The 22,554-nt window shown below is 59.1% G+C and carries 15 protein-coding genes; 14 read left to right on the top strand and 1 reads right to left on the bottom strand.

Features of this window, described 5'->3' with window-relative positions:
• The first annotated feature begins 117 nt into the window (after positions 1–117).
• The 3 genes from LOY35_RS20380 to LOY35_RS20370 all read left to right on the top strand — a co-directional run bounded on the left by LOY35_RS20380 (position 118) and on the right by LOY35_RS20370 (position 3,270).
• Positions 118–972 (top strand): glycine betaine ABC transporter substrate-binding protein, encoded by an 855-nt coding sequence (locus LOY35_RS20380; protein ID WP_258626246.1) that lies wholly within the window; start codon positions 118–120, stop codon positions 970–972.
• Positions 973–1,303: 331 nt separating this feature from the next.
• Positions 1,304–1,615, top strand: coding sequence for a DUF485 domain-containing protein (locus LOY35_RS20375; protein WP_258626243.1), 312 nt, complete (start codon positions 1,304–1,306; stop codon positions 1,613–1,615).
• The gene (locus tag LOY35_RS20370; protein ID WP_258626237.1) at positions 1,612–3,270 is read left to right on the top strand and encodes a cation acetate symporter; all 1,659 of its coding nucleotides are present in this window, start codon (positions 1,612–1,614) and stop codon (positions 3,268–3,270) included. Before LOY35_RS20375 ends, LOY35_RS20370 begins: the two co-directional genes overlap by 4 nt.
• A 273-nt stretch (positions 3,271–3,543) precedes the next feature.
• Here the strand turns inward: LOY35_RS20370 and gltA are convergent, their stop codons facing one another.
• Positions 3,544–4,833 (bottom strand): citrate synthase, encoded by a 1,290-nt coding sequence (gltA, locus tag LOY35_RS20365; protein ID WP_041024952.1) that lies wholly within the window; start codon positions 4,831–4,833, stop codon positions 3,544–3,546.
• A gap of 351 nt (positions 4,834–5,184) precedes the next feature.
• On the opposite strand from gltA, the gene sdhC reads away from it, so the two are divergent.
• The 11 genes from sdhC to LOY35_RS20310 all read left to right on the top strand — a co-directional run bounded on the left by sdhC (position 5,185) and on the right by LOY35_RS20310 (position 22,537).
• On the top strand, positions 5,185–5,571 hold the full coding sequence (gene sdhC / locus LOY35_RS20360; protein ID WP_172679607.1) for a succinate dehydrogenase, cytochrome b556 subunit: 387 nt from the start codon (positions 5,185–5,187) through the stop codon (positions 5,569–5,571).
• Positions 5,565–5,933 (top strand): succinate dehydrogenase, hydrophobic membrane anchor protein, encoded by a 369-nt coding sequence (sdhD, locus tag LOY35_RS20355; RefSeq protein ID WP_258626224.1) that lies wholly within the window; start codon positions 5,565–5,567, stop codon positions 5,931–5,933. Before sdhC ends, sdhD begins: the two co-directional genes overlap by 7 nt.
• A gap of 3 nt (positions 5,934–5,936) precedes the next feature.
• Complete coding sequence (sdhA, locus tag LOY35_RS20350) at positions 5,937–7,709, top strand: succinate dehydrogenase flavoprotein subunit (RefSeq protein ID WP_258626217.1); 1,773 nt, start codon at positions 5,937–5,939, stop codon at positions 7,707–7,709.
• Between the two features lie 11 nt (positions 7,710–7,720).
• Complete coding sequence (locus tag LOY35_RS20345; RefSeq protein WP_258626214.1) at positions 7,721–8,425, top strand: succinate dehydrogenase iron-sulfur subunit; 705 nt, start codon at positions 7,721–7,723, stop codon at positions 8,423–8,425.
• A 259-nt stretch (positions 8,426–8,684) separates the two neighbouring features.
• The gene (locus tag LOY35_RS20340) at positions 8,685–11,516 is read left to right on the top strand and encodes a 2-oxoglutarate dehydrogenase E1 component (protein ID WP_258626212.1); all 2,832 of its coding nucleotides are present in this window, start codon (positions 8,685–8,687) and stop codon (positions 11,514–11,516) included.
• A 42-nt stretch (positions 11,517–11,558) separates the two neighbouring features.
• A complete protein-coding gene (gene odhB, locus LOY35_RS20335) occupies positions 11,559–12,782 on the top strand; it encodes a 2-oxoglutarate dehydrogenase complex dihydrolipoyllysine-residue succinyltransferase (protein ID WP_258626209.1) in 1,224 nt (407 codons plus the stop codon).
• 110 nt (positions 12,783–12,892) lie between these two features.
• A complete protein-coding gene (gene lpdA / locus LOY35_RS20330) occupies positions 12,893–14,329 on the top strand; it encodes a dihydrolipoyl dehydrogenase (RefSeq protein WP_258626199.1) in 1,437 nt (478 codons plus the stop codon).
• 197 nt (positions 14,330–14,526) lie between these two features.
• Complete coding sequence (gene sucC / locus LOY35_RS20325; protein WP_003179235.1) at positions 14,527–15,693, top strand: ADP-forming succinate--CoA ligase subunit beta; 1,167 nt, start codon at positions 14,527–14,529, stop codon at positions 15,691–15,693.
• A complete protein-coding gene (sucD, locus tag LOY35_RS20320; protein ID WP_003179236.1) occupies positions 15,693–16,577 on the top strand; it encodes a succinate--CoA ligase subunit alpha in 885 nt (294 codons plus the stop codon). The genes sucC and sucD overlap by 1 nt, the downstream gene beginning before the upstream one ends.
• A 3,647-nt stretch (positions 16,578–20,224) precedes the next feature.
• Positions 20,225–21,538 carry a branched-chain amino acid transport system II carrier protein gene (gene brnQ / locus LOY35_RS20315; protein WP_258626194.1) on the top strand — a complete coding sequence of 438 codons (1,314 nt, stop codon included), beginning with the start codon at positions 20,225–20,227 and terminating at the stop codon, positions 21,536–21,538.
• Positions 21,539–21,799: 261 nt separating this feature from the next.
• A complete protein-coding gene (locus LOY35_RS20310; RefSeq protein ID WP_258626192.1) occupies positions 21,800–22,537 on the top strand; it encodes a DUF599 domain-containing protein in 738 nt (245 codons plus the stop codon).
• Positions 22,538–22,554 lie beyond the last annotated feature (17 nt).

Raw genomic sequence — 22,554 nt, 5'->3', positions numbered from 1 at the left:
CTCCACTGATGTTCGAACTGGTTTGGCAGGCGAGCGTGATGGGGGCGCTGAGCACCATAACAATACGTTGACGTCGCTCGGCATTCGCCGGGCGCAGCACTTTCGGGGAAGTACACGATGAAGATGCGACGACTCATGGGCGCAGGTGCCGCACTGGTACTGGCGATCAGCTCCACACTGGCTAGCGCCGAAACCAAAACCCTGAGCATCGGCTACGTTGACGGTTGGTCCGACAGCGTCGCGACGACTCACGTGGCGGCGGAAGTCATCCAGCAGAAGCTCGGTTATGACGTGAAGCTGCAAGCTGTGGCGACCGGGATCATGTGGCAGGGCGTGGCCACCGGTAAGCTCGATGCCATGCTTTCGGCCTGGTTGCCAGTGACTCACGGCGATTACTGGACGAAGAACAAGGATCAGGTGGTCGATTACGGCCCCAACTTCAAAGACGCGAAGATCGGCCTGATCGTGCCGGAGTACGTCAAGGCTCAGTCCGTGGCCGATCTCAAGACCGATGAAAGCTTCAAGAACCGCATTGTTGGCATCGACGCCGGTTCAGGCGTGATGCTCAAGACCGAACAGGCGATCAAGGACTACGACCTGACTGGTTATCAACTCAAGGCCAGTTCCGGCGCCGGCATGATTGCCGAGCTGACCCGTGCCGAGAGAAAGAACGAGTCCATCGCCGTCACCGGTTGGGTGCCGCACTGGATGTTCGCCAAGTGGAAACTGCGCTTCCTGGAAGACCCGAAAGGCGTCTATGGCGCGGCTGAAACCGTGAACAACATCGGTAGCAAGGAATTGGCGACCAAAGCACCGGAAGTCGCTGAGTTCCTGAAAAAATTCCAATGGTCCTCGAAAGACGAAATCGGCGAGGTCATGCTGGCTATCCAAGAGGGTGCCAAGCCTGAAGCCGCTGCCAAGGACTGGGTCGCCAAGCACCCGGACCGCGTGAAGGAGTGGACTGGCAAGTAATCTGCTGATCCAGTGATCCCGAAAGCCGCATGATGTCGTGTCATGCGGTTTTTTTTTGCGATACGCAATACTCGAATGCTGCGCACATACCTGTGGGAGCAAGGCTTGCCCGCGATGCAGGCGCCTCGGTTGATCTTGATGCCGGAGCGATGCTGTCGCGGGCAAGCCTTGCTCCCACAGCGGTTCGCTCCCACAAGGGCGTGGCGATGGTTTTTGCTGGAAACTGGCAAAGCCGTCATGTCGTTCTAATACTAAGGTCGTCTGGAACCTGGCCTTGAGCCGCATAAAGTAGAGTCGTTCCAACTTAAATTGTGCTGCGAGGATAAAAACAATGAACGACAGCATTTACCTCTCGATTCAGAACAGCCCGCGCTTCAAGGAGCTGGTGAGAAAAAGAGAAAGGTTCGCCTGGATTCTTTCGGCGATCATGCTAGGGCTGTACTCCGGATTCATTCTTCTGATCGCCTATGGGCCGCACATTCTCGGGGCCAGGATCTCGCCCGAGTCGACGATCACCTGGGGTATTCCCATTGGTGTCGGCTTGATTGTCTCGGCGTTCATCCTGACTGCCATCTATGTGCGACGCGCCAATGGCGAGTTCGACGAGCTGAACAATGCGATTCTCAAGGAGGCTCAACAATGATCCGGCGTCTACTGGCTCTATTGAGCGTCGCAGCGTTCGCCCCGGGTGCCTGGGCGGCTGAAGCCCTGACCGGGGCCGTGGAGAAACAACCCCTCAACGTCTCCGCCATCATCATGTTCGTGGCGTTTGTCGGCTTGACCCTGGGCATCACCTACTGGGCGTCCAAGCGTAGCAAATCGGCCAGTGACTACTATGCGGCGGGTGGACGGATCACCGGTTTCCAGAACGGCCTGGCCATTGCCGGTGACTACATGTCGGCGGCGTCCTTCCTGGGGATTTCCGCGCTGGTGTTCGCGTCCGGCTATGACGGTCTGATCTACTCCATCGGCTTCCTGGTGGGCTGGCCGATCATCCTGTTCCTGATCGCCGAGCGTCTGCGTAACCTGGGTAAATACACCTTTGCCGACGTGGCGTCCTATCGCCTGGGGCAGAAGCAGATCCGTACCTTGTCCGCCAGCGGTTCGCTGGTAGTGGTGGCGTTCTATCTGATCGCGCAGATGGTCGGCGCCGGCAAGCTGATCCAGCTGCTGTTCGGGCTGGACTACCACGTTGCGGTGGTGATGGTGGGCATCCTGATGTGCCTCTATGTACTGTTCGGTGGCATGTTGGCGACCACCTGGGTACAGATCATCAAGGCAGTGCTGTTGCTGTCCGGCGCTTCGTTCATGGCGTTGATGGTGATGAAGCACGTCAACTTCGACTTCAACATGCTGTTTGCCGAAGCGGTCAAGGTTCACCCTAAAGGCGAGGCGATCATGAGCCCTGGTGGCTTGGTGAAGGATCCGGTCTCGGCCTTCTCCCTGGGCCTGGCCCTGATGTTCGGTACCGCTGGCCTGCCGCATATCCTGATGCGCTTCTTCACCGTGAGTGACGCGAAGGAAGCGCGCAAGAGCGTGCTGTATGCCACTGGCTTCATCGGTTACTTCTACATCCTGACCTTCATCATCGGCTTCGGCGCGATCCTGCTGGTCAGCACCAACCCGGCCTTCAAGGACGCGGCAGGTGCCTTGCTGGGCGGTAACAACATGGCGGCGGTGCACCTGGCCAACGCCGTCGGCGGCAGCGTCTTCCTGGGCTTCATCTCGGCCGTGGCGTTCGCCACCATCCTGGCGGTTGTGGCAGGCCTGACCCTGGCCGGCGCCTCGGCGGTGTCCCACGACCTGTATGCCAGTGTGATCAAGAAAGGCAAGGCCAACGAGAAGGACGAGATCCGTGTCTCGAAGATCACCACCATCGCCCTGGCGGTGCTGGCGATCGGCCTGGGCATCCTGTTCGAGAAGCAGAACATCGCGTTCATGGTGGGCCTGGCGTTCTCCATCGCGGCGAGCTGCAACTTCCCGGTGCTGCTGCTTTCGATGTACTGGAAGAAACTGACCACCCGTGGCGCCATGATCGGTGGCTGGCTGGGCCTGATCAGTGCCGTGGGCCTGATGGTTCTGGGCCCAACCATCTGGGTACAGATCATGGGTCACGAGAAGCCGATCTACCCATACGAGTACCCGGCGCTGTTCTCGATGGCGATTGCCTTCGTCGGTATCTGGTTCTTCTCCATCACCGACAAGTCGGCTGAAGCCGAGAACGAGCGGGCGCTGTTCTTCCCGCAGTTCGTGCGTTCGCAGACTGGCCTGGGGGCGAGTGGGGCGGTTAATCACTGATGCGGTAAGTAGCAAGCGTAGTGCTTGAGGAAATACCCCGGTCGAGAGGCCGGGGTATTTTTTTGTGCCCGGATTAAGGGGGGGCAGGTCTGGCGCCATCGCGAGCGGGCTCGCTCCCACATTGGAATGTGGTCACCTGTGGGAGCGAGCCTGCTCGCGATGGCGTCAGACCTCTTGCCACCGATCAAAGCGCATACAAACAAAACGGCCCCCGCTCTTATATATAAGAAGCGGGGGCCGTTCCGGTGCAGCTTTAGCCGTTATGGCAAGGACTTACTTGCGATCTTCCAGCTTGGTGATGTCACGCGACTCGTAGCCGGTGTACAGCTGGCGCGGACGGCCGATCTTGTACGGGCTGGAGAGCATTTCCTTCCAGTGGGAGATCCAGCCGACGGTCCGCGCCAGGGCGAAGATCACGGTGAACATGCTGGTTGGAATGCCGATCGCCTTGAGGATGATCCCCGAGTAGAAGTCGACGTTCGGGTACAGCGAGCGTTCGATGAAGTACGGGTCGGTCAGGGCGATCTCTTCCAGGCGCATGGCCAGTTCGAGTTGCGGATCGTTCTTGATCCCCAGTTCCTTGAGCACTTCGTCGCAGGTCTGCTTCATGACGGTGGCGCGCGGGTCGCGGTTCTTGTAGACCCGGTGACCGAAGCCCATCAACTTGAACGGATCGTTCTTGTCCTTGGCCTTGGCGATGAACTTGTCGATGTTCGAGACATCGCCGATTTCATCGAGCATGGTCAGTACCGCTTCGTTGGCACCGCCGTGGGCCGGGCCCCAGAGTGCGGCGATACCGGCGGCGATACAGGCGAACGGGTTGGCGCCCGACGAGCCGGCCAGGCGCACGGTGGACGTGGAGGCGTTCTGCTCGTGGTCGGCATGGAGGATGAAGATCCGGTCCATGGCCTTGGCGAGCACCGGGCTGATCGGTTTGATCTCGCACGGGGTGTTGAACATCATGTGCAGGAAGTTTTCCGCGTACGACAGGTCGTTGCGCGGGTACATCATGGGCTGGCCCATGGAGTACTTGTAGACCATGGCTGCCAGGGTCGGCATCTTCGCCACCAGGCGGACCGCGGAGATTTCGCGATGCTGGGGGTTATTGATGTCCAGGGAGTCGTGGTAGAAGGCCGAGAGGGCGCCGACAACGCCGCACATGACGGCCATCGGGTGGGCATCGCGACGGAAGCCGTTGAAGAAGGACTTCAACTGCTCGTGGACCATGGTGTGGTTTTTCACGGTGCTGACGAACTGAGCCTTTTGTTCTGCGGTCGGGAGCTCGCCGTTGAGCAGCAGGTAGCAGGTTTCCAGGTAGTCCGATTTTTCAGCCAGTTGCTCGATCGGGTAGCCGCGGTGCAGCAGGATGCCGTTGTCGCCGTCGATGTAGGTGATCTTCGACTCGCACGAAGCGGTCGACATGAACCCTGGGTCGAAGGTGAAGCGGCCCGTGGCCGTCAGGCCGCGAACGTCGATTACATCGGGACCAACGGTGCCGGTTAAAATGGGCAGCTCGACGGGGGCTGCGCCCTCGATGATCAACTGCGCTTTTTTGTCAGCCATGTGGCCTCCTATTAATGCTTGGAATCATCAGACAGACCCCCCACGCAGGGCCCGCACCACTATAGTGAGATAAATCCGAATGTCAATTTGCCTAAAGTCTTGCTCCAGAAGGCTTTAACCGGACTTTTTCCTCGAAATTGCCTGCCGTTTACGCCTTTTAACGCTGTTGTGCAATGCGCCATCAGTGCAAGGTGAACGCGTTGTCATTAGTAACCTAACTGTCTATACTCGGCAGCCGACCGCCAGGGGCTTTTGGGCCAGCTTTGCTGGGGGTCGTCACTCCCTGGGTGGTGAGTACCTGACCAGTGCGCGCCGCAACAACTTTGCCCTGATTCTTAGGGGCTCTTCAGTGTGAAAAAAGCCGTGAAAAGCCAACGACCTGTAAACCTAGACCTAAGGACCATCAAACTCCCAGTCACTGCTTACACGTCCATTCTTCACCGTATCTCCGGTGTCATCCTCTTTGTCAGCCTGGCCATCATGCTCTACGCATTGGACAAGTCGCTCGACTCGGAAGAAGGCTTCGGTCAGGTGAAGGCGTGTCTGACCAGTCCGCTAGCCAAGCTAGTGATTTGGGGCATCCTGTCCGCCTTGCTGTATCACCTGGTTGCCGGCGTGCGCCACTTGATCATGGACATGGGCATCGGTGAGACGCTGGAAGGCGGCAAGCTGGGCTCGAAAATCGTTATCGCCGTTTCCGTGGTGGTAATCGTTCTGGCAGGAGTCTGGATATGGTAACCAACGTCACGAACCTCTCGCGTTCGGGCCTCTATGACTGGATGGCGCAGCGTGTGTCTGCGGTCGTTCTCGCGGCTTATTTCATTTTCCTGATCGGATATGTCGTCGCCAACCCAGGCCTTGGCTATGCCCAATGGCATGAACTGTTCGCAAACAACTGGATGCGTATCTTCAGTCTGCTGGCCCTCGTCGCACTGGGCGCTCACGCCTGGGTCGGCATGTGGACCATCGCTACCGACTACCTGACGCCGATGGCGTTCGGCAAGTCGGCGACTGCCATACGTTTTCTTTTCCAGGCGGTATGCGGCGTTGCGATGTTCGCTTACTTCGTCTGGGGTGTGCAGATTCTCTGGGGTATCTGATCCATGGCTAACATTCCAACGATTTCTTTCGACGCCATCATCATTGGCGGCGGCGGTGCCGGCATGCGCGCAGCGCTGCAACTGGCACAGGGCGGTCACAAGACTGCCGTGATCACCAAGGTCTTCCCGACCCGTTCGCACACTGTTTCCGCCCAGGGCGGCATCACCTGCGCCATCGCTTCGGCCGACCCGAACGATGACTGGCGCTGGCACATGTACGATACCGTCAAGGGTTCCGACTACATCGGTGACCAGGACGCTATCGAATACATGTGTCAGGAAGGCCCGGCCGCGGTGTTCGAGCTGGACCACATGGGCATGCCATTCTCGCGTACCGAGCAAGGTCGTATCTATCAGCGTCCGTTCGGTGGCCAGTCCAAGGACTACGGCAAGGGCGGCCAGGCTGCACGTACCTGCGCGGCGTCCGACCGTACCGGTCACGCGCTGCTGCACACCCTGTACCAGGGCAACCTGAAAGCCGGTACCACGTTCCTGAACGAGTACTACGCCGTAGACCTGGTGAAGAACCAGGACGGCGCCTTCGTCGGTGTGATCGCGATCTGCATCGAAACCGGCGAAACCACCTACATCCGCTCGAAAGCCACCGTACTGGCGACCGGCGGTGCAGGTCGTATCTATGCCTCCACCACCAACGCCCTGATCAACACCGGTGACGGCGTCGGCATGGCCCTGCGTGCTGGCGTACCGGTGCAAGACATCGAAATGTGGCAGTTCCACCCGACCGGCATCGCCGGCGCCGGTGTATTGGTCACCGAAGGTTGCCGTGGTGAAGGCGGTTACCTGATCAACAAGCACGGCGAGCGTTTCATGGAGCGTTATGCTCCGAACGCCAAGGACCTTGCCGGTCGTGACGTCGTGGCTCGTTCGATGGTCAAGGAAATCATCGCCGGTAACGGCTGTGGCCCGAATGGCGACCACGTGATGCTCAAACTCGACCACCTGGGCGAGGAAGTGCTGCACAGCCGTCTGCCAGGCATCTGCGAACTGTCGAAGACCTTCGCTCACGTCGACCCGGTCGTCGCGCCGGTCCCAGTGGTTCCAACCTGCCACTATATGATGGGCGGCGTTGCCACCAACATTCATGGCCAGGCAATGACCCAGAACGCCGAAGGCGTGGACGAAATCATCCCTGGCCTGTTTGCAGTGGGTGAAGTGGCGTGCGTATCGGTTCACGGTGCCAACCGCCTGGGCGGCAACTCGCTGCTCGACCTGGTGGTCTTCGGTCGTGCCGCTGGCCTGCACCTGGAGAAGGCGCTGAGCGACGGTATCGAATACGACGACGCTACCGACGCCGACATCAATGCAGCCCTGGCTCGCCTGTCCGCCCTGAACGAGCGTACCGAAGGCGAAGACGTGGCCACCCTGCGTCGCGAGCTGCAGAACTGCATGCAGAACTACTTCGGTGTGTTCCGTACCGGTGAATACATGCAGAAGGGTATCGCCCAGCTGGCGGAACTGCGTGAACGAATTGCCAATGTGAAGATCAACGATAAGTCACAGGCGTTCAACACTGCACGTATCGAAGCGCTGGAACTGCAGAACCTGTTGGAAGTGGCCGAAGCCACCGCCATCGCCGCAGAAGTGCGTAAAGAGTCCCGTGGCGCCCACGCCCGCGAAGACTTTGAAGACCGTGACGACGAAAACTGGCTGTGCCACACCTTGTACTTCCCGGGTGAAAAACGCGTCGCCAAGCGTGCCGTGAACTTCTCGCCGAAGACTGTTCCGACTTTCGAACCTAAAGTCCGGACTTATTAAGGGTGACCGCCATGTTGCAAGTCAGTGTTTATCGCTACAACCCTGATCAGGACGCTGCGCCGTTCATGCAGGATTTCCAGGTCGATACCGGTGGTAAGGACCTGATGGTGCTGGACGTGCTGGCCCTGATCAAGGAGCAGGACGAAGGTTTCTCCTATCGTCGCTCCTGCCGCGAGGGCGTTTGCGGCTCCGACGGCATGAACATCAACGGCAAGAACGGCCTGGCCTGCATCACGCCGCTGTCGGCCGTGGTCAAGGGCAACAAGCTGGTGGTTCGTCCATTGCCAGGTTTGCCGGTCATCCGTGACCTGGTCGTCGATATGAGCATCTTCTACAAGCAATACGAGAAGGTGAAGCCATTCCTGCAGAACGACACGCCGGCTCCGGCCATCGAGCGTCTGCAGTCCCCGGAAGAGCGTGAGAAGCTCGACGGTCTGTACGAGTGCATCCTGTGCGCTTGCTGCTCGACCTCGTGCCCATCCTTCTGGTGGAACCCGGACAAGTTCCTGGGCCCGGCCGCCCTGCTGCAAGCGTACCGCTTCCTGGCAGACAGCCGCGATACCAAGACGTCCGAGCGTCTGGCCGCACTGGATGACCCGTTCAGCGTATTCCGCTGCCGCGGGATCATGAACTGCGTCAACGTCTGCCCGAAAGGCCTGAACCCGACTAAGGCCATCGGTCACATACGTAACATGCTGCTGCAAAACGGCGTGTGATTCAGCTGCTGTACCGTAAACCGCTGTACCCGTAGAGGCTAAGGCGCGGGCTTCAACCCGCGTCGTAGCATAACCAGAACAGCCGCTCACAAAGCGGCGGTTCTTATTTTGAAGAAATGAGACAAGCAGGGGCATCCGGGCTGGTACCCGGACTATCAGCGTGATCCTAAGTGGCTTGTTTTAGTCGCTGCACTCGGACTTCTGCAAGTTTGCTCGGTGTTTTCGCCGATGGTGTTCCCCTAATCGAGGGTGACCAAGCATGCAAGAAAGCGTGATGCAGCGCATGTGGAACAGTGCCCACCTCTCCGGTGGTAACGCTGCCTATGTGGAAGAGCTCTACGAGCTCTACCTGCACGACCCTAACGCTGTGCCAGAAGAGTGGCGCACCTATTTTCAGAAGTTGCCGGCTGACGGTAACTCTGCCACCGATGTTTCGCACTCGACGATTCGCGATCATTTCGTGCTGCTGGCAAAGAACCAGCGCCGCGCTCAACCGGTCTCCGCCGGCAGCGTGAGCAGTGAACACGAGAAGAAGCAAGTTGAAGTACTGCGACTGATCCAGGCCTACAGGATGCGAGGCCACCAGGCAGCCCAGCTGGACCCGCTGGGGCTGTGGCAGCGTCCTGCACCTGCAGACCTGTCGATCACTCACTACGGCTTGACCAATGCCGATCTTGATACGACCTTCCGTGCCGGCGACCTGTTCATCGGCAAAGAGGAAGCGAGCCTACGTGAAATTCACGAAGCGTTGCAGCAGACATATTGCCGCACCATTGGCGCTGAGTTCACGCACATCACCGATTCCGAGCAACGCCAGTGGTTCCAGCAGCGTCTGGAAAGCGTTCGTGGCCGTCCGACGTACTCCGCCGACATCAAGAGCCACCTGCTTGAGCGTGTGACTGCCGGTGAAGGCCTGGAGAAATACCTGGGCACCAAATACCCGGGCACCAAGCGTTTCGGCCTGGAAGGCGGCGAGAGCCTGATTCCGATGCTGGACGAGCTGATCCAGCGTTCCGGTTCGTATGGCACCAAGGAAGTGGTCATCGGCATGGCCCACCGTGGCCGTCTCAACGTGCTGGTCAACACCTTCGGCAAGAACCCGCGCGAGCTGTTCGACGAGTTCGAAGGCAAGAAGAAGGTCGAGCTGGGTTCCGGTGACGTGAAATACCACCAGGGCTTCTCGTCCAACGTGATGACCACCGGTGGCGAAGTCCACCTGGCGATGGCGTTCAACCCGTCCCACCTGGAGATCGTTTCCCCGGTGGTCGAAGGTTCGGTTCGCGCCCGTCAGGATCGTCGCAACGACCCGACCGGCGAGAAGGTACTGCCGATCTCCATCCACGGTGACGCGGCTTTCGCCGGTCAGGGCGTGGTCATGGAAACCTTCCAGATGTCCCAGACCCGCGGTTTCAAGACCGGCGGTACGGTGCACATCGTCATCAACAACCAGGTCGGTTTCACCATCAGCAACCCGCTGGACTCGCGTTCCACCGAGTACGCGACCGACGTGGCGAAGATGATCCAGGCGCCGATCCTCCATGTGAATGGCGATGACCCGGAAGCCGTGTTGTTCGTGACCCAGCTGGCCATCGACTACCGCATGCAGTACAAGCGCGACGTGGTGATCGACCTGGTTTGCTACCGTCGTCGCGGCCACAACGAAGCCGACGAGCCAAGCGGCACCCAGCCTCTGATGTACCAGCAGATCGCCAAGCAGCGCACCACCCGTGAGCTGTATGCCGAGCGCCTGACCCAGAGCGGCGTGCTGAATGCCGAGCGCGTCCAGGAAAAAGTCGACGAATATCGCAACGCCCTGGACAACGGCCTGCACGTTGTAAAAAGCCTGGTCAAGGAGCCGAACAAAGAGTTGTTCGTGGACTGGCGTCCGTACCTGGGCCACGCCTGGACCGCTCGTCACGACACCCGTTTTGACCTCAAGACCTTGCAGGAACTGTCCGCCAAGCTGCTGGAGATCCCGGAAGGCTTCGTGGTCCAGCGCCAGGTCGCGAAGATCTACGAAGACCGTCAGAAGATGCAAGCCGGCGGCCTGCCGATCAACTGGGGTTACGCCGAAACCATGGCGTACGCGACCCTGGCGTTCGAAGGTCACCCGATCCGCATCACCGGCCAGGACGTAGGTCGCGGCACTTTCTCGCACCGCCACGCGGCGCTGCACAACCAGAAAGACGCCAGCACCTACATTCCGCTGCAACACCTGTACAAAGGCCAGCCACGTTTCGACCTGTACGATTCGCTGCTGTCCGAGGAAGCCGTCCTGGCGTTCGAATATGGCTACTCCACCACCGAGCCGAATGCGCTGGTGATCTGGGAAGCCCAGTTCGGCGACTTCGCCAACGGTGCCCAGGTGGTTGTCGACCAGTTCATCACCAGCGGCGAGCACAAGTGGGGTCGTCTGTGCGGCCTGACCATGCTGCTGCCGCATGGTTATGAAGGGCAGGGGCCGGAGCACTCCTCGGCACGCCTGGAGCGTTACCTGCAACTGTGTGCCGAGCACAACGTCCAGGTCTGCGTACCGACGACTCCGGCGCAGATCTACCACCTGCTGCGTCGTCAGGTCATCCGTCCGCTGCGCAAGCCGCTGATCGTGCTGACGCCGAAGTCGTTGCTGCGCCACAAGCTGGCGATCTCCACGCTCGAGGACCTGGCCGAAGGCTCGTTCCAGACCGTTATTTCCGAGATCGATACGCTGGAGGCGGCCAAAGTGACCCGCCTGATCCTGTGCAGCGGCAAGGTCTACTATGACCTGTTGGAAAAGCGCCGTGCCGAAGGCCGCGAAGACATCGCCATCGTGCGTATCGAGCAGCTTTACCCGTTCCCGGAAGAAGACCTGATGGAGGCCATCGCGCCTTACACCAACCTCACCGACGTGGTGTGGTGCCAGGAAGAACCGATGAACCAGGGCGCGTGGTACAGCAGTCAGCATCACCTGCGTCGCAGCATCGGCAACCATAACAAGGCCCTGGGCCTGGAATACGCCGGTCGTGAGGCTTCTGCCGCACCTGCTTGTGGTTACGCATCGATGCACGCCGAGCAGCAGGAACAACTGCTGCAAGATGCCTTTACCGTTTAATGCCTCCGCGCACCTGAAACCGAATTTAAGGAACCACAGATAATGGCTATCGAGATCAAAGCCCCCACTTTCCCGGAATCGGTTGCCGATGGCACCGTTGCCACCTGGCACAAAAAACCGGGCGAGGCCGTCAAGCGTGACGAACTGATCGTCGACATCGAGACCGACAAGGTCGTGCTGGAAGTCCTGGCGACCGCCGACGGCGTGCTGGGCGCGATCGTCAAGAACGAAGGCGACACCGTTCTGTCCGACGAAGTGCTGGGCTCCATCGAAGAAGGCGGTGCTGCCGCCGCTGCTCCGGCCGCTGCTGCTGCACCAGCCGCTGCCCAGGCCGCCGCTCCGGCTGCCGATGGCGAAGACGATCCAGTCGCTGCGCCGGCTGCCCGCAAGATCGCTGAAGAAAACGGCATCAACATCGCTTCCGTTGCCGGCACCGGCAAGGGTGGTCGCGTGACCAAGGAAGACGTGGTTGCCGCCGTGGCTGCCAAGAAAGCGGCTCCGGCGGCCGCACCTGCCAAGCCAGCCGCACCGGCCGCTTCGGCGCCGGTGTTCGCTGCCGGTGATCGCGTTGAAAAACGCGTTCCGATGACCCGCCTGCGTGCCAAGGTTGCCGAGCGTCTGGTCGAAGCCCAGTCGAACATGGCGATGCTGACCACGTTCAACGAAGTCGACATGACCGAAGTCATGGCCCTGCGTTCGAAGTACAAGGATCTGTTCGAGAAGTCCCATAACGGCGTACGCCTGGGCTTCATGTCGTTCTTCGTCAAGGCTGCCACCGAAGCGCTGAAGCGCTTCCCGGCCGTCAACGCGTCGATCGACGGTTCCGACATCGTCTACCACGGCTACGCCGACATCGGTGTTGCGGTATCCAGCGACCGTGGCCTGGTGGTTCCGGTCCTGCGCAACGCCGAACTGATGAGCCTGGCCGAAATCGAAGGCGGCATCGCCACCTTCGGCAAGAAGGCCCGTGACGGCAAGCTGTCCATCGAAGAGATGACCGGCGGTACGTTCACCATCACCAACGGTGGTACATTCGGTTCGATGATGTCCACGCCGATCGTCAACCCGCCACAAGCGGCGATCCTGGGCATGCACAACATCCTGCAGCGTCCGATGGCGATCAACGGTCAGGTTGTGATTCGTCCGATGATGTACCTGGCCCTGTCCTACGATCACCGCCTGATCGACGGTAAAGAAGCCGTGACGTTCCTGGTGACCATCAAGAACCTGCTGGAAGATCCGGCTCGTCTGCTGCTGGATATCTGATATCGCCGCGAGGGCCGGTCCGTTGACCGGCCCCTTGCTGAAACAACCGGTTTCGTCCCACGACGGTCTCCACAAGTGACCGTCCGGTTTGATTCGAGAAGGAATGACTCATGACTCAGAAATTCGACGTGGTAGTGATTGGTGCGGGCCCTGGTGGCTACGTAGCGGCCATCAAGGCTGCGCAACTGGGCCTCACCACCGCCTGCATCGAGAAGTACACCGACAAAGAGGGTAAACAGGCCCTGGGCGGTACCTGCCTGAACGTCGGTTGCATTCCATCCAAGGCGCTGCTGGACAGCTCCTGGAAGTTCCACGAAGCGCAAGACGGCTTCAAGATCCACGGTATCAACCACTCCGGCGTGAGCATGGACGTACCGGCGATGGTCAGCCGCAAGGCCAACATCGTGAAGAACCTGACCAGCGGTGTTGCCACCCTGTTCAAGGCCAACGGCGTGACCTCGATCCAGGGCCACGGCAAGCTGCTGATGGGCAAGAAGGTCGAAGTGACCAAGCCGGACGGCTCGGTTGAAGTGATCGAAGCCGAGAACGTCATCCTGGCTCCGGGCTCCCGTCCGATCGACATTCCACCGGCTCCGGTCGACCAGAATGTGATCGTCGACTCCACCGGCGCCCTGGAATTCCAGTCCGTGCCTAAGCGCCTGGGCGTCATCGGTGCCGGCGTGATCGGCCTCGAGCTGGGTTCGGTATGGTCGCGCCTGGGCGCGCAAGTGACCGTGCTGGAAGCCCTCGACACCTTCCTGCAGGCCGCTGATACCGCGGTGTCCAAGGAAGCACTGAAGACCCTGACCAAGCAGGGCCTGGACATCAAGCTGGGCGCTCGCGTGACCGGTTCGAAAGTCAACGGCGAAGAAGTCGTGGTCAACTACACCGACGCCAATGGCGAACAGACCATCACCTTCGACAAGCTGATCGTTGCGGTCGGCCGTCGTCCGGTGACCACCGACCTGCTGGCTGCCGACAGCGGCGTGGAACTCGACGAGCGCGGTTTTATCAAGGTTGACGACTTCTGCGCCACCACCGTACCGGGCGTCTTCGCCATCGGTGACGTGGTTCGCGGCATGATGCTGGCGCACAAGGCGTCCGAGGAAGGCATCATGGTTGTCGAGCGCATCAAGGGTCACAAGGCCCAGATGAACTACGACCTGATCCCGTCGGTCATCTACACCCATCCGGAAATCGCATGGGTCGGTAAAACCGAGCAAGCCTTGAAAGCCGAAGGCGTTGACGTTAACGTCGGCACCTTCCCGTTCGCCGCCAGTGGCCGTGCCATGGCTGCCAACGATACCGGCGGTTTCGTGAAAGTCATCGCCGATGCCAAGACGGATCGCGTATTGGGCGTTCACGTCATCGGCCCAAGCGCTGCCGAGCTGGTACAGCAAGGCGCGATCGGCATGGAATTCGGCACCAGCGCTGAAGATCTGGGCATGATGGTCTTCTCCCATCCGACCCTGTCCGAAGCCTTGCACGAAGCGGCCCTGGCCGTAAATGGCGGCGCCATCCACGTGGCCAACCGCAAGAAGCGTTAATAAATAATAAGAAACCACGGCGGTTCGGCCCGTCGTGAGCCTTGCGAGCAAGACTCACCGCGGAATGTCCGCTGGACGCAGTCTTGCGTAGCTCTACCGGTTGACCGGAAGGCTACGCAAGCAGCAGTCACAGGTGGTGCGGCACTGAAAACGGTGCAGCACCGAATGCGCAGTACCTAACGAAGACGGTAATAAGCATGAATCTTCACGAGTATCAGGGTAAGCAGCTGTTCGCTGAGTACGGCCTGCCAGTATCCACAGGCTACGCGGTAGACACCCCGGAAGCAGCAGCAGAAGCTTGCGACAAAATCGGCGGCAGCGAATGGGTTGTCAAAGCCCAGGTTCACGCCGGTGGTCGCGGTAAAGCGGGCGGCGTCAAGCTGGTTCGCAGCAAAGAAGACGCCAAGGCCTTCGCACAACAGTGGCTGGGCAAGCGTCTGGTAACTTACCAGACTGATGCCAATGGTCAGCCAGTCACCAAGATCCTGGTTGAATCGTGCACTGATATCGCTAAAGAGCTGTACCTGGGCGCTGTCGTTGACCGTTCGAGCCGTCGCATCGTGTTCATGGCTTCCACCGAAGGTGGCGTGGACATCGAGAAAATCGCTCACGATACCCCTGAGAAAATCCTCAAGGCCACGATCGATCCACTGGTTGGCGCTCAGCCATTCCAGGGTCGCGAACTGGCATTCCAGTTGGGTCTGGAAGGCAAGCAGGTCACTCAATTCGCCAAGATCTTCGTAGGTCTGGCCAAGCTGTTCCAGGACCATGACCTGGCACTGCTGGAAGTGAACCCGCTGGTGATCAAGGCCGACGGCGACCTGCACTGCCTCGATGCCAAGATCAACATCGACGCCAACGCCATGTACCGTCAGCCTAAGCTGAAGACTTTCCACGATCCGTCGCAAGACGATCCGCGCGAAGCGCATGCTGCCAAGTTCGAACTGAACTACGTAGCCCTGGAAGGTAACATCGGCTGCATGGTCAACGGTGCCGGCCTGGCCATGGGTACCATGGACATCGTCAACCTGCACGGCGGCAAACCAGCCAACTTCCTCGACGTGGGTGGTGGTGCTACCAAGGAACGCGTAACCGAAGCGTTCAAGATCATCCTGTCCGACACCAACGTCGCTGCAGTACTGGTCAACATCTTCGGCGGCATCGTTCGTTGCGACATGATTGCCGAAGGCATCATCGGCGCCGTGAAAGAAGTTGGCGTGAAAATCCCGGTTGTTGTTCGCCTCGAAGGCAACAACGCTGAGCTGGGCGCTAAAGTACTGGCAGAAAGCGGTTTGAACATCATCGCTGCTACCAGCCTGACCGACGCTGCTCAACAAGTCGTTAAAGCTGCGGAGGGCAAATAATGAGCGTCCTGATCAACAAAGACACCAAGGTTATCTGCCAGGGTATTACCGGTTCGCAAGGTAGTTTCCACACCCAGCAAGCCATCGAATACGGCACCAAGATGGTTGGCGGCGTAACTCCGGGCAAGGGCGGCACCGAACACCTGGGCCTGCCTGTTTTCAACACCGTCAAAGACGCTGTTGCAGCCACTGGCGCCACCGCCAGCGTGATCTACGTTCCGGCTCCTTTCTGCAAGGACTCCATCCTTGAAGCAGCGTTCGGCGGCATCAAGCTGATCGTTTGCATCACCGAAGGCATCCCGACCATCGACATGCTGGAAGCCAAGGTCAAGTGCGACGAGCTGGGTATCACCCTGATCGGTCCTAACTGCCCAGGCGTGATCACCCCAGGCGAATGCAAGATCGGCATCATGCCAGGTCACATCCACTTGCCAGGCAAGGTCGGTATCGTTTCCCGTTCCGGCACCCTGACCTACGAAGCCGTGAAGCAGACCACTGACGCCGGTTTCGGTCAGTCGACTTGCGTCGGCATCGGCGGTGACCCGATCCCGGGCTCGAACTTCATCGACATCCTGAAGCTGTTCCAGGAAGATCCGAAGACCGAAGCGATCGTCATGATCGGTGAGATCGGCGGTTCGGCTGAAGAAGAAGCGGCTGCCTACATCAAGGCAAACGTGACCAAGCCGGTTGTTTCCTACATCGCCGGTGTGACTGCTCCTCCGGGCAAGCGCATGGGCCATGCTGGCGCAATCATCTCTGGCGGCAAAGGCACTGCAGACGAGAAATTCGCTGCACTGCAAGACGCAGGCGTGAAAACCGTGCGTTCGCTGGCAGACATCGGCAAGGCCCTGGCCGAGCTGACTGGCTGGGAAATGAAGAAGTAAGCTTCGGCTGACTGATTCGTTCCAGCAACAAAGGCCACCTTCGGGTGGCCTTTGTCGTTTCTGGCCTGCTGGATCTACACGTTGTTTTTGTGGAAGGGAGATTAATCTGTGGCGAGGGGATTTATCCCCGCTGGGGCGCGAAGCGGCCCCCAGATATCTGGTCGTGATTTGTCTGAAAAAATGTGGTTGCCTTGTTGGGGCCACTTCGCGGCCCAGCGGGGATGAATCCCCTCGCCACAGGTCATCCGCTTTTCATCGAGGGTGGGATTGGAAAAATAGATATGTAAACGCGACGACTGAAATGTCGTAGGGCTTCTTGTGGCGAGGGGATTCATCCCCGCTGGGGTGCGAAGCGGCCCCCAGATATCTGGTCGCGATTTGTCTGGAAAAATGTGATTGCCTTGTTGGGGCCACTTCGCGGCCCAGCGGGGATGAATCCCCTCGCCACAGGTCATCCGCTTTTCATCGAGGGTGGGGTTGGAAAAATAGATATGTAAACGCGACGACTGAAATGTCGTAGAGCTTCTTGTGGCGAGGGGATCTATCCCCGCTGGGGCGCGAAGCGGCCCCCAGATATCTGGTCGCGATTTGTCTGGGAAAATGTGGTTGCCTTGTTGGGGCTGCCTTGCAGCCTAGCGGGGATGAATCCCCTCGCCACAGGTCATCCGCTTTTCATTGAGGGTGGGATTGGAAAAATAGATATGTAAACGCGACGACTGAAATGTCGTAGGGCTTCTTGTGGCGAGGGGATTCATCCCCGCTGGGCCGAGAAGCGGCCCCCAGATATCTGGTCGCGATTTGTCTGGAAAAATGTAGTTGCTTTGTTGGGGCTGCTTTGCAGCCCAGCGGGGATGAATCCCCTCGCCACAGGTCATTCGCTTTTCATCGAGGGTGGGATTGGAAAAATAGATATGTAAACGCGACGACTGAAATGTCGTAGGGCTTCTTGTGGCGAGGGGATTCATCCCCGCTGGGGCGCGAAGCGGCCCCCAGATATCTGGTCGCGATTTGTCTGGAAAAATGTGATTGCCTTATTGGGGCTGCCTTGCAGCCCAGCGGGGATGAATCCCCTCGCCACAGGTCATCCGCTTTTCATCGAGGGTGGGATTGGAAAAATAGATATGTAAACGCGACGACTGAAATGTCGTAGGGCTTCTTGTGGCGAGGGGATTCATCCCCGCTGGGGTGCGAAGCGGCCCCCAGATATCTGGTCGCGATTTGTCTGGAAAAATGTGATTGCCTTGTTGGGGCCACTTCGCGGCCCAGCGGGGATGAATCCCCTCGCCACAGGTCATCCGCTTTTCATCGAGGGTGGGGTTGGAAAAATAGATATGTAAACGCGACGACTGAAATGTCGTAGAGCTTCTTGTGGCGAGGGGATCTATCCCCGCTGGGGCGCGAAGCGGCCCCCAGATATCTGGTCGCGATTTGTCTGGGAAAATGTGGTTGCCTTGTTGGGGCTGCCTTGCAGCCTAGCGGGGATGAATCCCCTCGCCACAGGTCATCCGCTTTTCATTGAGGGTGGGATTGGAAAAATAGATATGTAAACGCGACGACTGAAATGTCGTAGGGCTTCTTGTGGCGAGGGGATTCATCCCCGCTGGGCCGAGAAGCGGCCCCCAGATATCTGGTCGCGATTTGTCTGGAAAAATGTAGTTGCTTTGTTGGGGCTGCTTTGCAGCCCAGCGGGGATGAATCCCCTCGCCACAGGTCATTCGCTTTTCATCGAGGGTGGGATTGGAAAAATAGATATGTAAACGCGACGACTGAAATGTCGTAGGGCTTCTTGTGGCGAGGGGATTCATCCCCGCTGGGGCGCGAAGCGGCCCCCAGATATCTGGTCGCGATTTGTCTGGAAAAATGTGATTGCCTTATTGGGGCTGCCTTGCAGCCCAGCGGGGATGAATCCCCTCGCCACAGGTCATCCGCTTTTCATCGAGGGTGGGATTGGAAAAATAGATATGTAAACGCGACGACTGAAATGTCGTAGGGCTTCTTGTGGCGAGGGGATTCATCCCCGCTGGGGTGCGAAGCGGCCCCCAGATATCTGGTCGCGATTTGTCTGGAAAAATGTGATTGCCTTGTTGGGGCCACTTCGCGGCCCAGCGGGGATGAATCCCCTCGCCACAGGTCATCCGCTTTTCATCGAGGGTGGGGTTGGAAAAATAGATATGTAAACGCGACGACTGAAATGTCGTAGAGCTTCTTGTGGCGAGGGGATCTATCCCCGCTGGGGCGCGAAGCGGCCCCCAGATATCTGGTCGCGATTTGTCTGGGAAAATGTGGTTGCCTTGTTGGGGCTGCCTTGCAGCCTAGCGGGGATGAATCCCCTCGCCACAGGTCATCCGCTTTTCATTGAGGGTGGGATTGGAAAAATAGATATGTAAACGCGACGACTGAAATGTCGTAGGGCTTCTTGTGGCGAGGGGATTCATCCCCGCTGGGCCGAGAAGCGGCCCCCAGATATCTGGTCGCGATTTGTCTGGAAAAATGTAGTTGCTTTGTTGGGGCTGCTTTGCAGCCCAGCGGGGATGAATCCCCTCGCCACAGGTCATTCGCTTTTCATCGAGGGTGGGATTGGAAAAATAGATATGTAAACGCGACGACTGAAATGTCGTAGGGCTTCTTGTGGCGAGGGGATTCATCCCCGCTGGGGCGCGAAGCGGCCCCCAGATATCTGGTCGCGATTTGTCTGGAAAAATGTGATTGCCTTATTGGGGCTGCCTTGCAGCCCAGCGGGGATGAATCCCCTCGCCACAGGTCATTCGCTTTCCATCGAGGGTGGGATTGGAAAAATAGATATGTAAACGCGACGACTGAAATGTCGTAGGGCTTTCTAGTGGCGAGGGGATTTATCCCCGCTGGGGCGCGAAGCGGCCCCCAGATATCTGGTCGCGATTTGTCTGGGAAAATGTGGTTGCTTTGTTGGGGCTGCTTTGCAGCCCAGCGGGGATGAATCCCCTCGCCACAGGTCATTCGCTTTCCATCGAGGGTGGGATTGGAAAAATAGATATGTAAACGCGACGACTGAAATGTCGAAGGGCTTCTTGTGGCGAGGGGATTTATCCCCGCTGGGGCGCGAAGCGGCCCCCAGATATCTGGTCGCGATTTGTCTGGGAAAATGTGGTTGCTTTGTTGGGGCTGCTTTGCAGCCCAGCGGGGATGAATCCCCTCGCCACAGGTCATCCGCTTTTCATCGAGGGTGGGGTTGGAAAAATAGATATGTAAACGCGACGACTGAAATGTCGTAGGGCTTCTTGTGGCGAGGGGATTTATCCCCGCTGGGGCGCGAAGCGGCCCCCAGATATCTGGTCGCGATTTGTCTGGGAAAATGTGGTTGCTTTGTTGGGGCTGCTTTGCAGCCCAGCGGGGATGAATCCCCTCGCCACAGGTCATCCGCTTTCCATCGAGGGTGGGATTGGAAAAATAGATATGTAAATGCGACGCTGGAATGTCGTTTATCGGATAGTTTGCCCCGTAACAGTGCGTTTTTGCTCCGATTTGGTTAGGCTGGCAGCCATTTTTGCGACCGCTGCCCACAAGGACGCGACGCGCTAAACGGGTCGATCCCATACGGATCGGCAGCATTTCCCTCACCCATGGGGAAATCCCTCTCTAAATTCCGATTCAGTAGTGTGGTTTCCTTAATGAAAGTGTTGAAAGGCCAGGACATCCTGGCGCTTGGTTTCATGACATTTGCCCTGTTCGTCGGGGCCGGCAACATCATCTTCCCGCCTATCGTCGGTTTGCAGTCCGGGCCCTATGTCTGGATGGCGGCGCTGGGCTTCCTGATCACGGCGGTCGGGCTGCCGGTGATCACCGTGGTCGCGCTGGCGAAGGTCGGCGGGGCGATGGATGCCTTGAGCAGCCCAATCGGCAAGCTCGCCGGCGGTCTGCTGGCGGCGGTCTGCTACCTGGCCGTCGGCCCGCTGTTCGCCACACCGCGTACCGCCACCGTCTCGTTCGAAGTCGGCCTGGCGCCGCTGACCGGCGAAAGCCCGCTGGCGCTGTTTCTCTACAGCGCCGTGTATTTCCTGCTGGTGTTCTTCATCTCGCTCTATCCGGGTCGGCTGCTCGATACCGTTGGACGTTTCCTCGCGCCGCTGAAGATCATCGCCCTGGCCGTGCTGGGGATCGCTGCGTTTGCCTTGCCCGCCGGCGGCATCGGCGTGGCCACGCCAGAGTATGTCGCGGCGCCGTTCTCCCAGGGCTTCATCAACGGCTACCTGACCATGGATACCCTCGGTGCCCTGGTGTTCGGTATCGTCATCGTCAACGCGATCCGCTCCCGTGGCGTCGAATCACCGGCCTTGATCACCCGCTACGCAATCATTGCCGGGTTGATCGCCGGGGTCGGCCTGGCGCTGGTCTACATCAGCTTGTTCCGCCTGGGTTCGGGCAGTCACGAAGTGGCACTCGGCGCCAGCAACGGCGCTGCGGTGCTGCATGCCTACGTGCAGCACACCTTTGGCAACCTGGGCAGCGGGTTCCTCGCTGTACTGATCTCCCTGGCCTGTCTGGTGACCGCGGTGGGCCTGACCTGCGCCTGTGCCGAATACTTCAGCCGCGTCCTGCCCCTGTCCTACAAGATGCTGGTGGTGATCCTGGCGGCGTTTTCGTTGCTGGTGTCCAACCTCGGCCTGACCAAGCTGATCGCCTTTTCGATCCCGGTCCTGACCGCCATCTATCCGCCGTGCATCGCCCTGGTGGCCCTGAGCTTCTGCAAGGACTTCTGGCACGAACAGGGGCGCATCGTCGGCCCGGTGATGCTGGTGTCGTTCCTGTTTGGCCTGGTCGACGCGCTCAAGGGCGCGGGGTTGGCGAACTGGATGCCGGCGCAACTGGCTCATCTGCCGCTGAGTGAGCAGGGGCTGGCCTGGCTGGTGCCGTCGGTCATGACCCTGGTCCTGGCCGTGGCGTGTGATCGCTTGCTGGGCAAGCGCAGCGAAGCATTGGCTTAAGTGGCTACAAGCCGTTCCCGCTAGACCGAAATGCCCCGTATCAATCGATACGGGGCATTTTTTTATGCTGCGGTGTCTTTTTCCTTGGGCTAACGTCGAAGCAGTGTCCTGCACACATGAAGATCCCCTGTGGGAGCGAGCCTGCTCGCGATTGCGGTGGGTCAGCTATCCACTTATTGGCTGACCTACCGCAATCGCGAGCAGGCTCGCTCCCACAGGGACGCTACAACTGCTCCATGTACTTTTCCCACAAGGAATCAAATGTCATTCATCCAAGCCAACCTGACCCATCTTCTGGCCGCTGTCTGGTTCATCATCTGCTGGGGCGGCTACACCCGTTATGCCACGTGGAAGGCGCGGGATACGGCCTGCCTGGCCAGCGTGATGCACTTGTATCGTGAAGACTGGATGCGCCGCATGCTGCTGCGCGAGAACCGTATCGCCGATGCGAGCGTGATCGGTAACCTGGAGCGTAACGCCTCATTCTTTGCCTCCAGCACGCTGATCATCCTGGCCGGTATCCTGACGGTACTTGGCGCGTCCGATCGCGCGGTGTCCTTGCTGGCGGACCTGCCGCTGGTGCAGCAGGCTTCCCAGGGCATGGCCGAAGTCAAGCTGCTGTGCCTGGCGTTGGTGTTCGTGTACGCGTTCTTCACGTTCAGTTGGTGCATGCGTCAATACAACTTCGCTGCGGTCCTGGTGGGCTCGGCGCCGATGATCGGCGAGCGGCATGTCTCGGAGCAGGAACGCAAGGCCTTTGCACTGCGGGCCGCGCGGGTGATCTCGATGGCGGCCAACCAGTTCAACTTCGGCCTGCGCTCTTATTATTTCGGCATGACCATGTTGGCGTGGTTCGTCAGCCCCTGGTTATTCATGTTGATGAGTGCCGGGGTCGTGTTTGTGCTCTATCAACGCGAGTTTCATTCCGATGTGTTGGACGTCATGGTCTACACGCCGACGGAGGTACCGCCACCCGAAGTCGTCAAGGACGTGGTCTGACAACAGGCGCGGTATGA

Origin of the sequence: Pseudomonas sp. B21-028 (assembly GCF_024749045.1) — a bacterium.
GTDB lineage: Bacteria > Pseudomonadota > Gammaproteobacteria > Pseudomonadales > Pseudomonadaceae > Aquipseudomonas.
The sequence above is the reverse complement of the archived record's forward strand: the minus strand, read 5'-3'. Positions and strand labels throughout refer to the sequence as shown.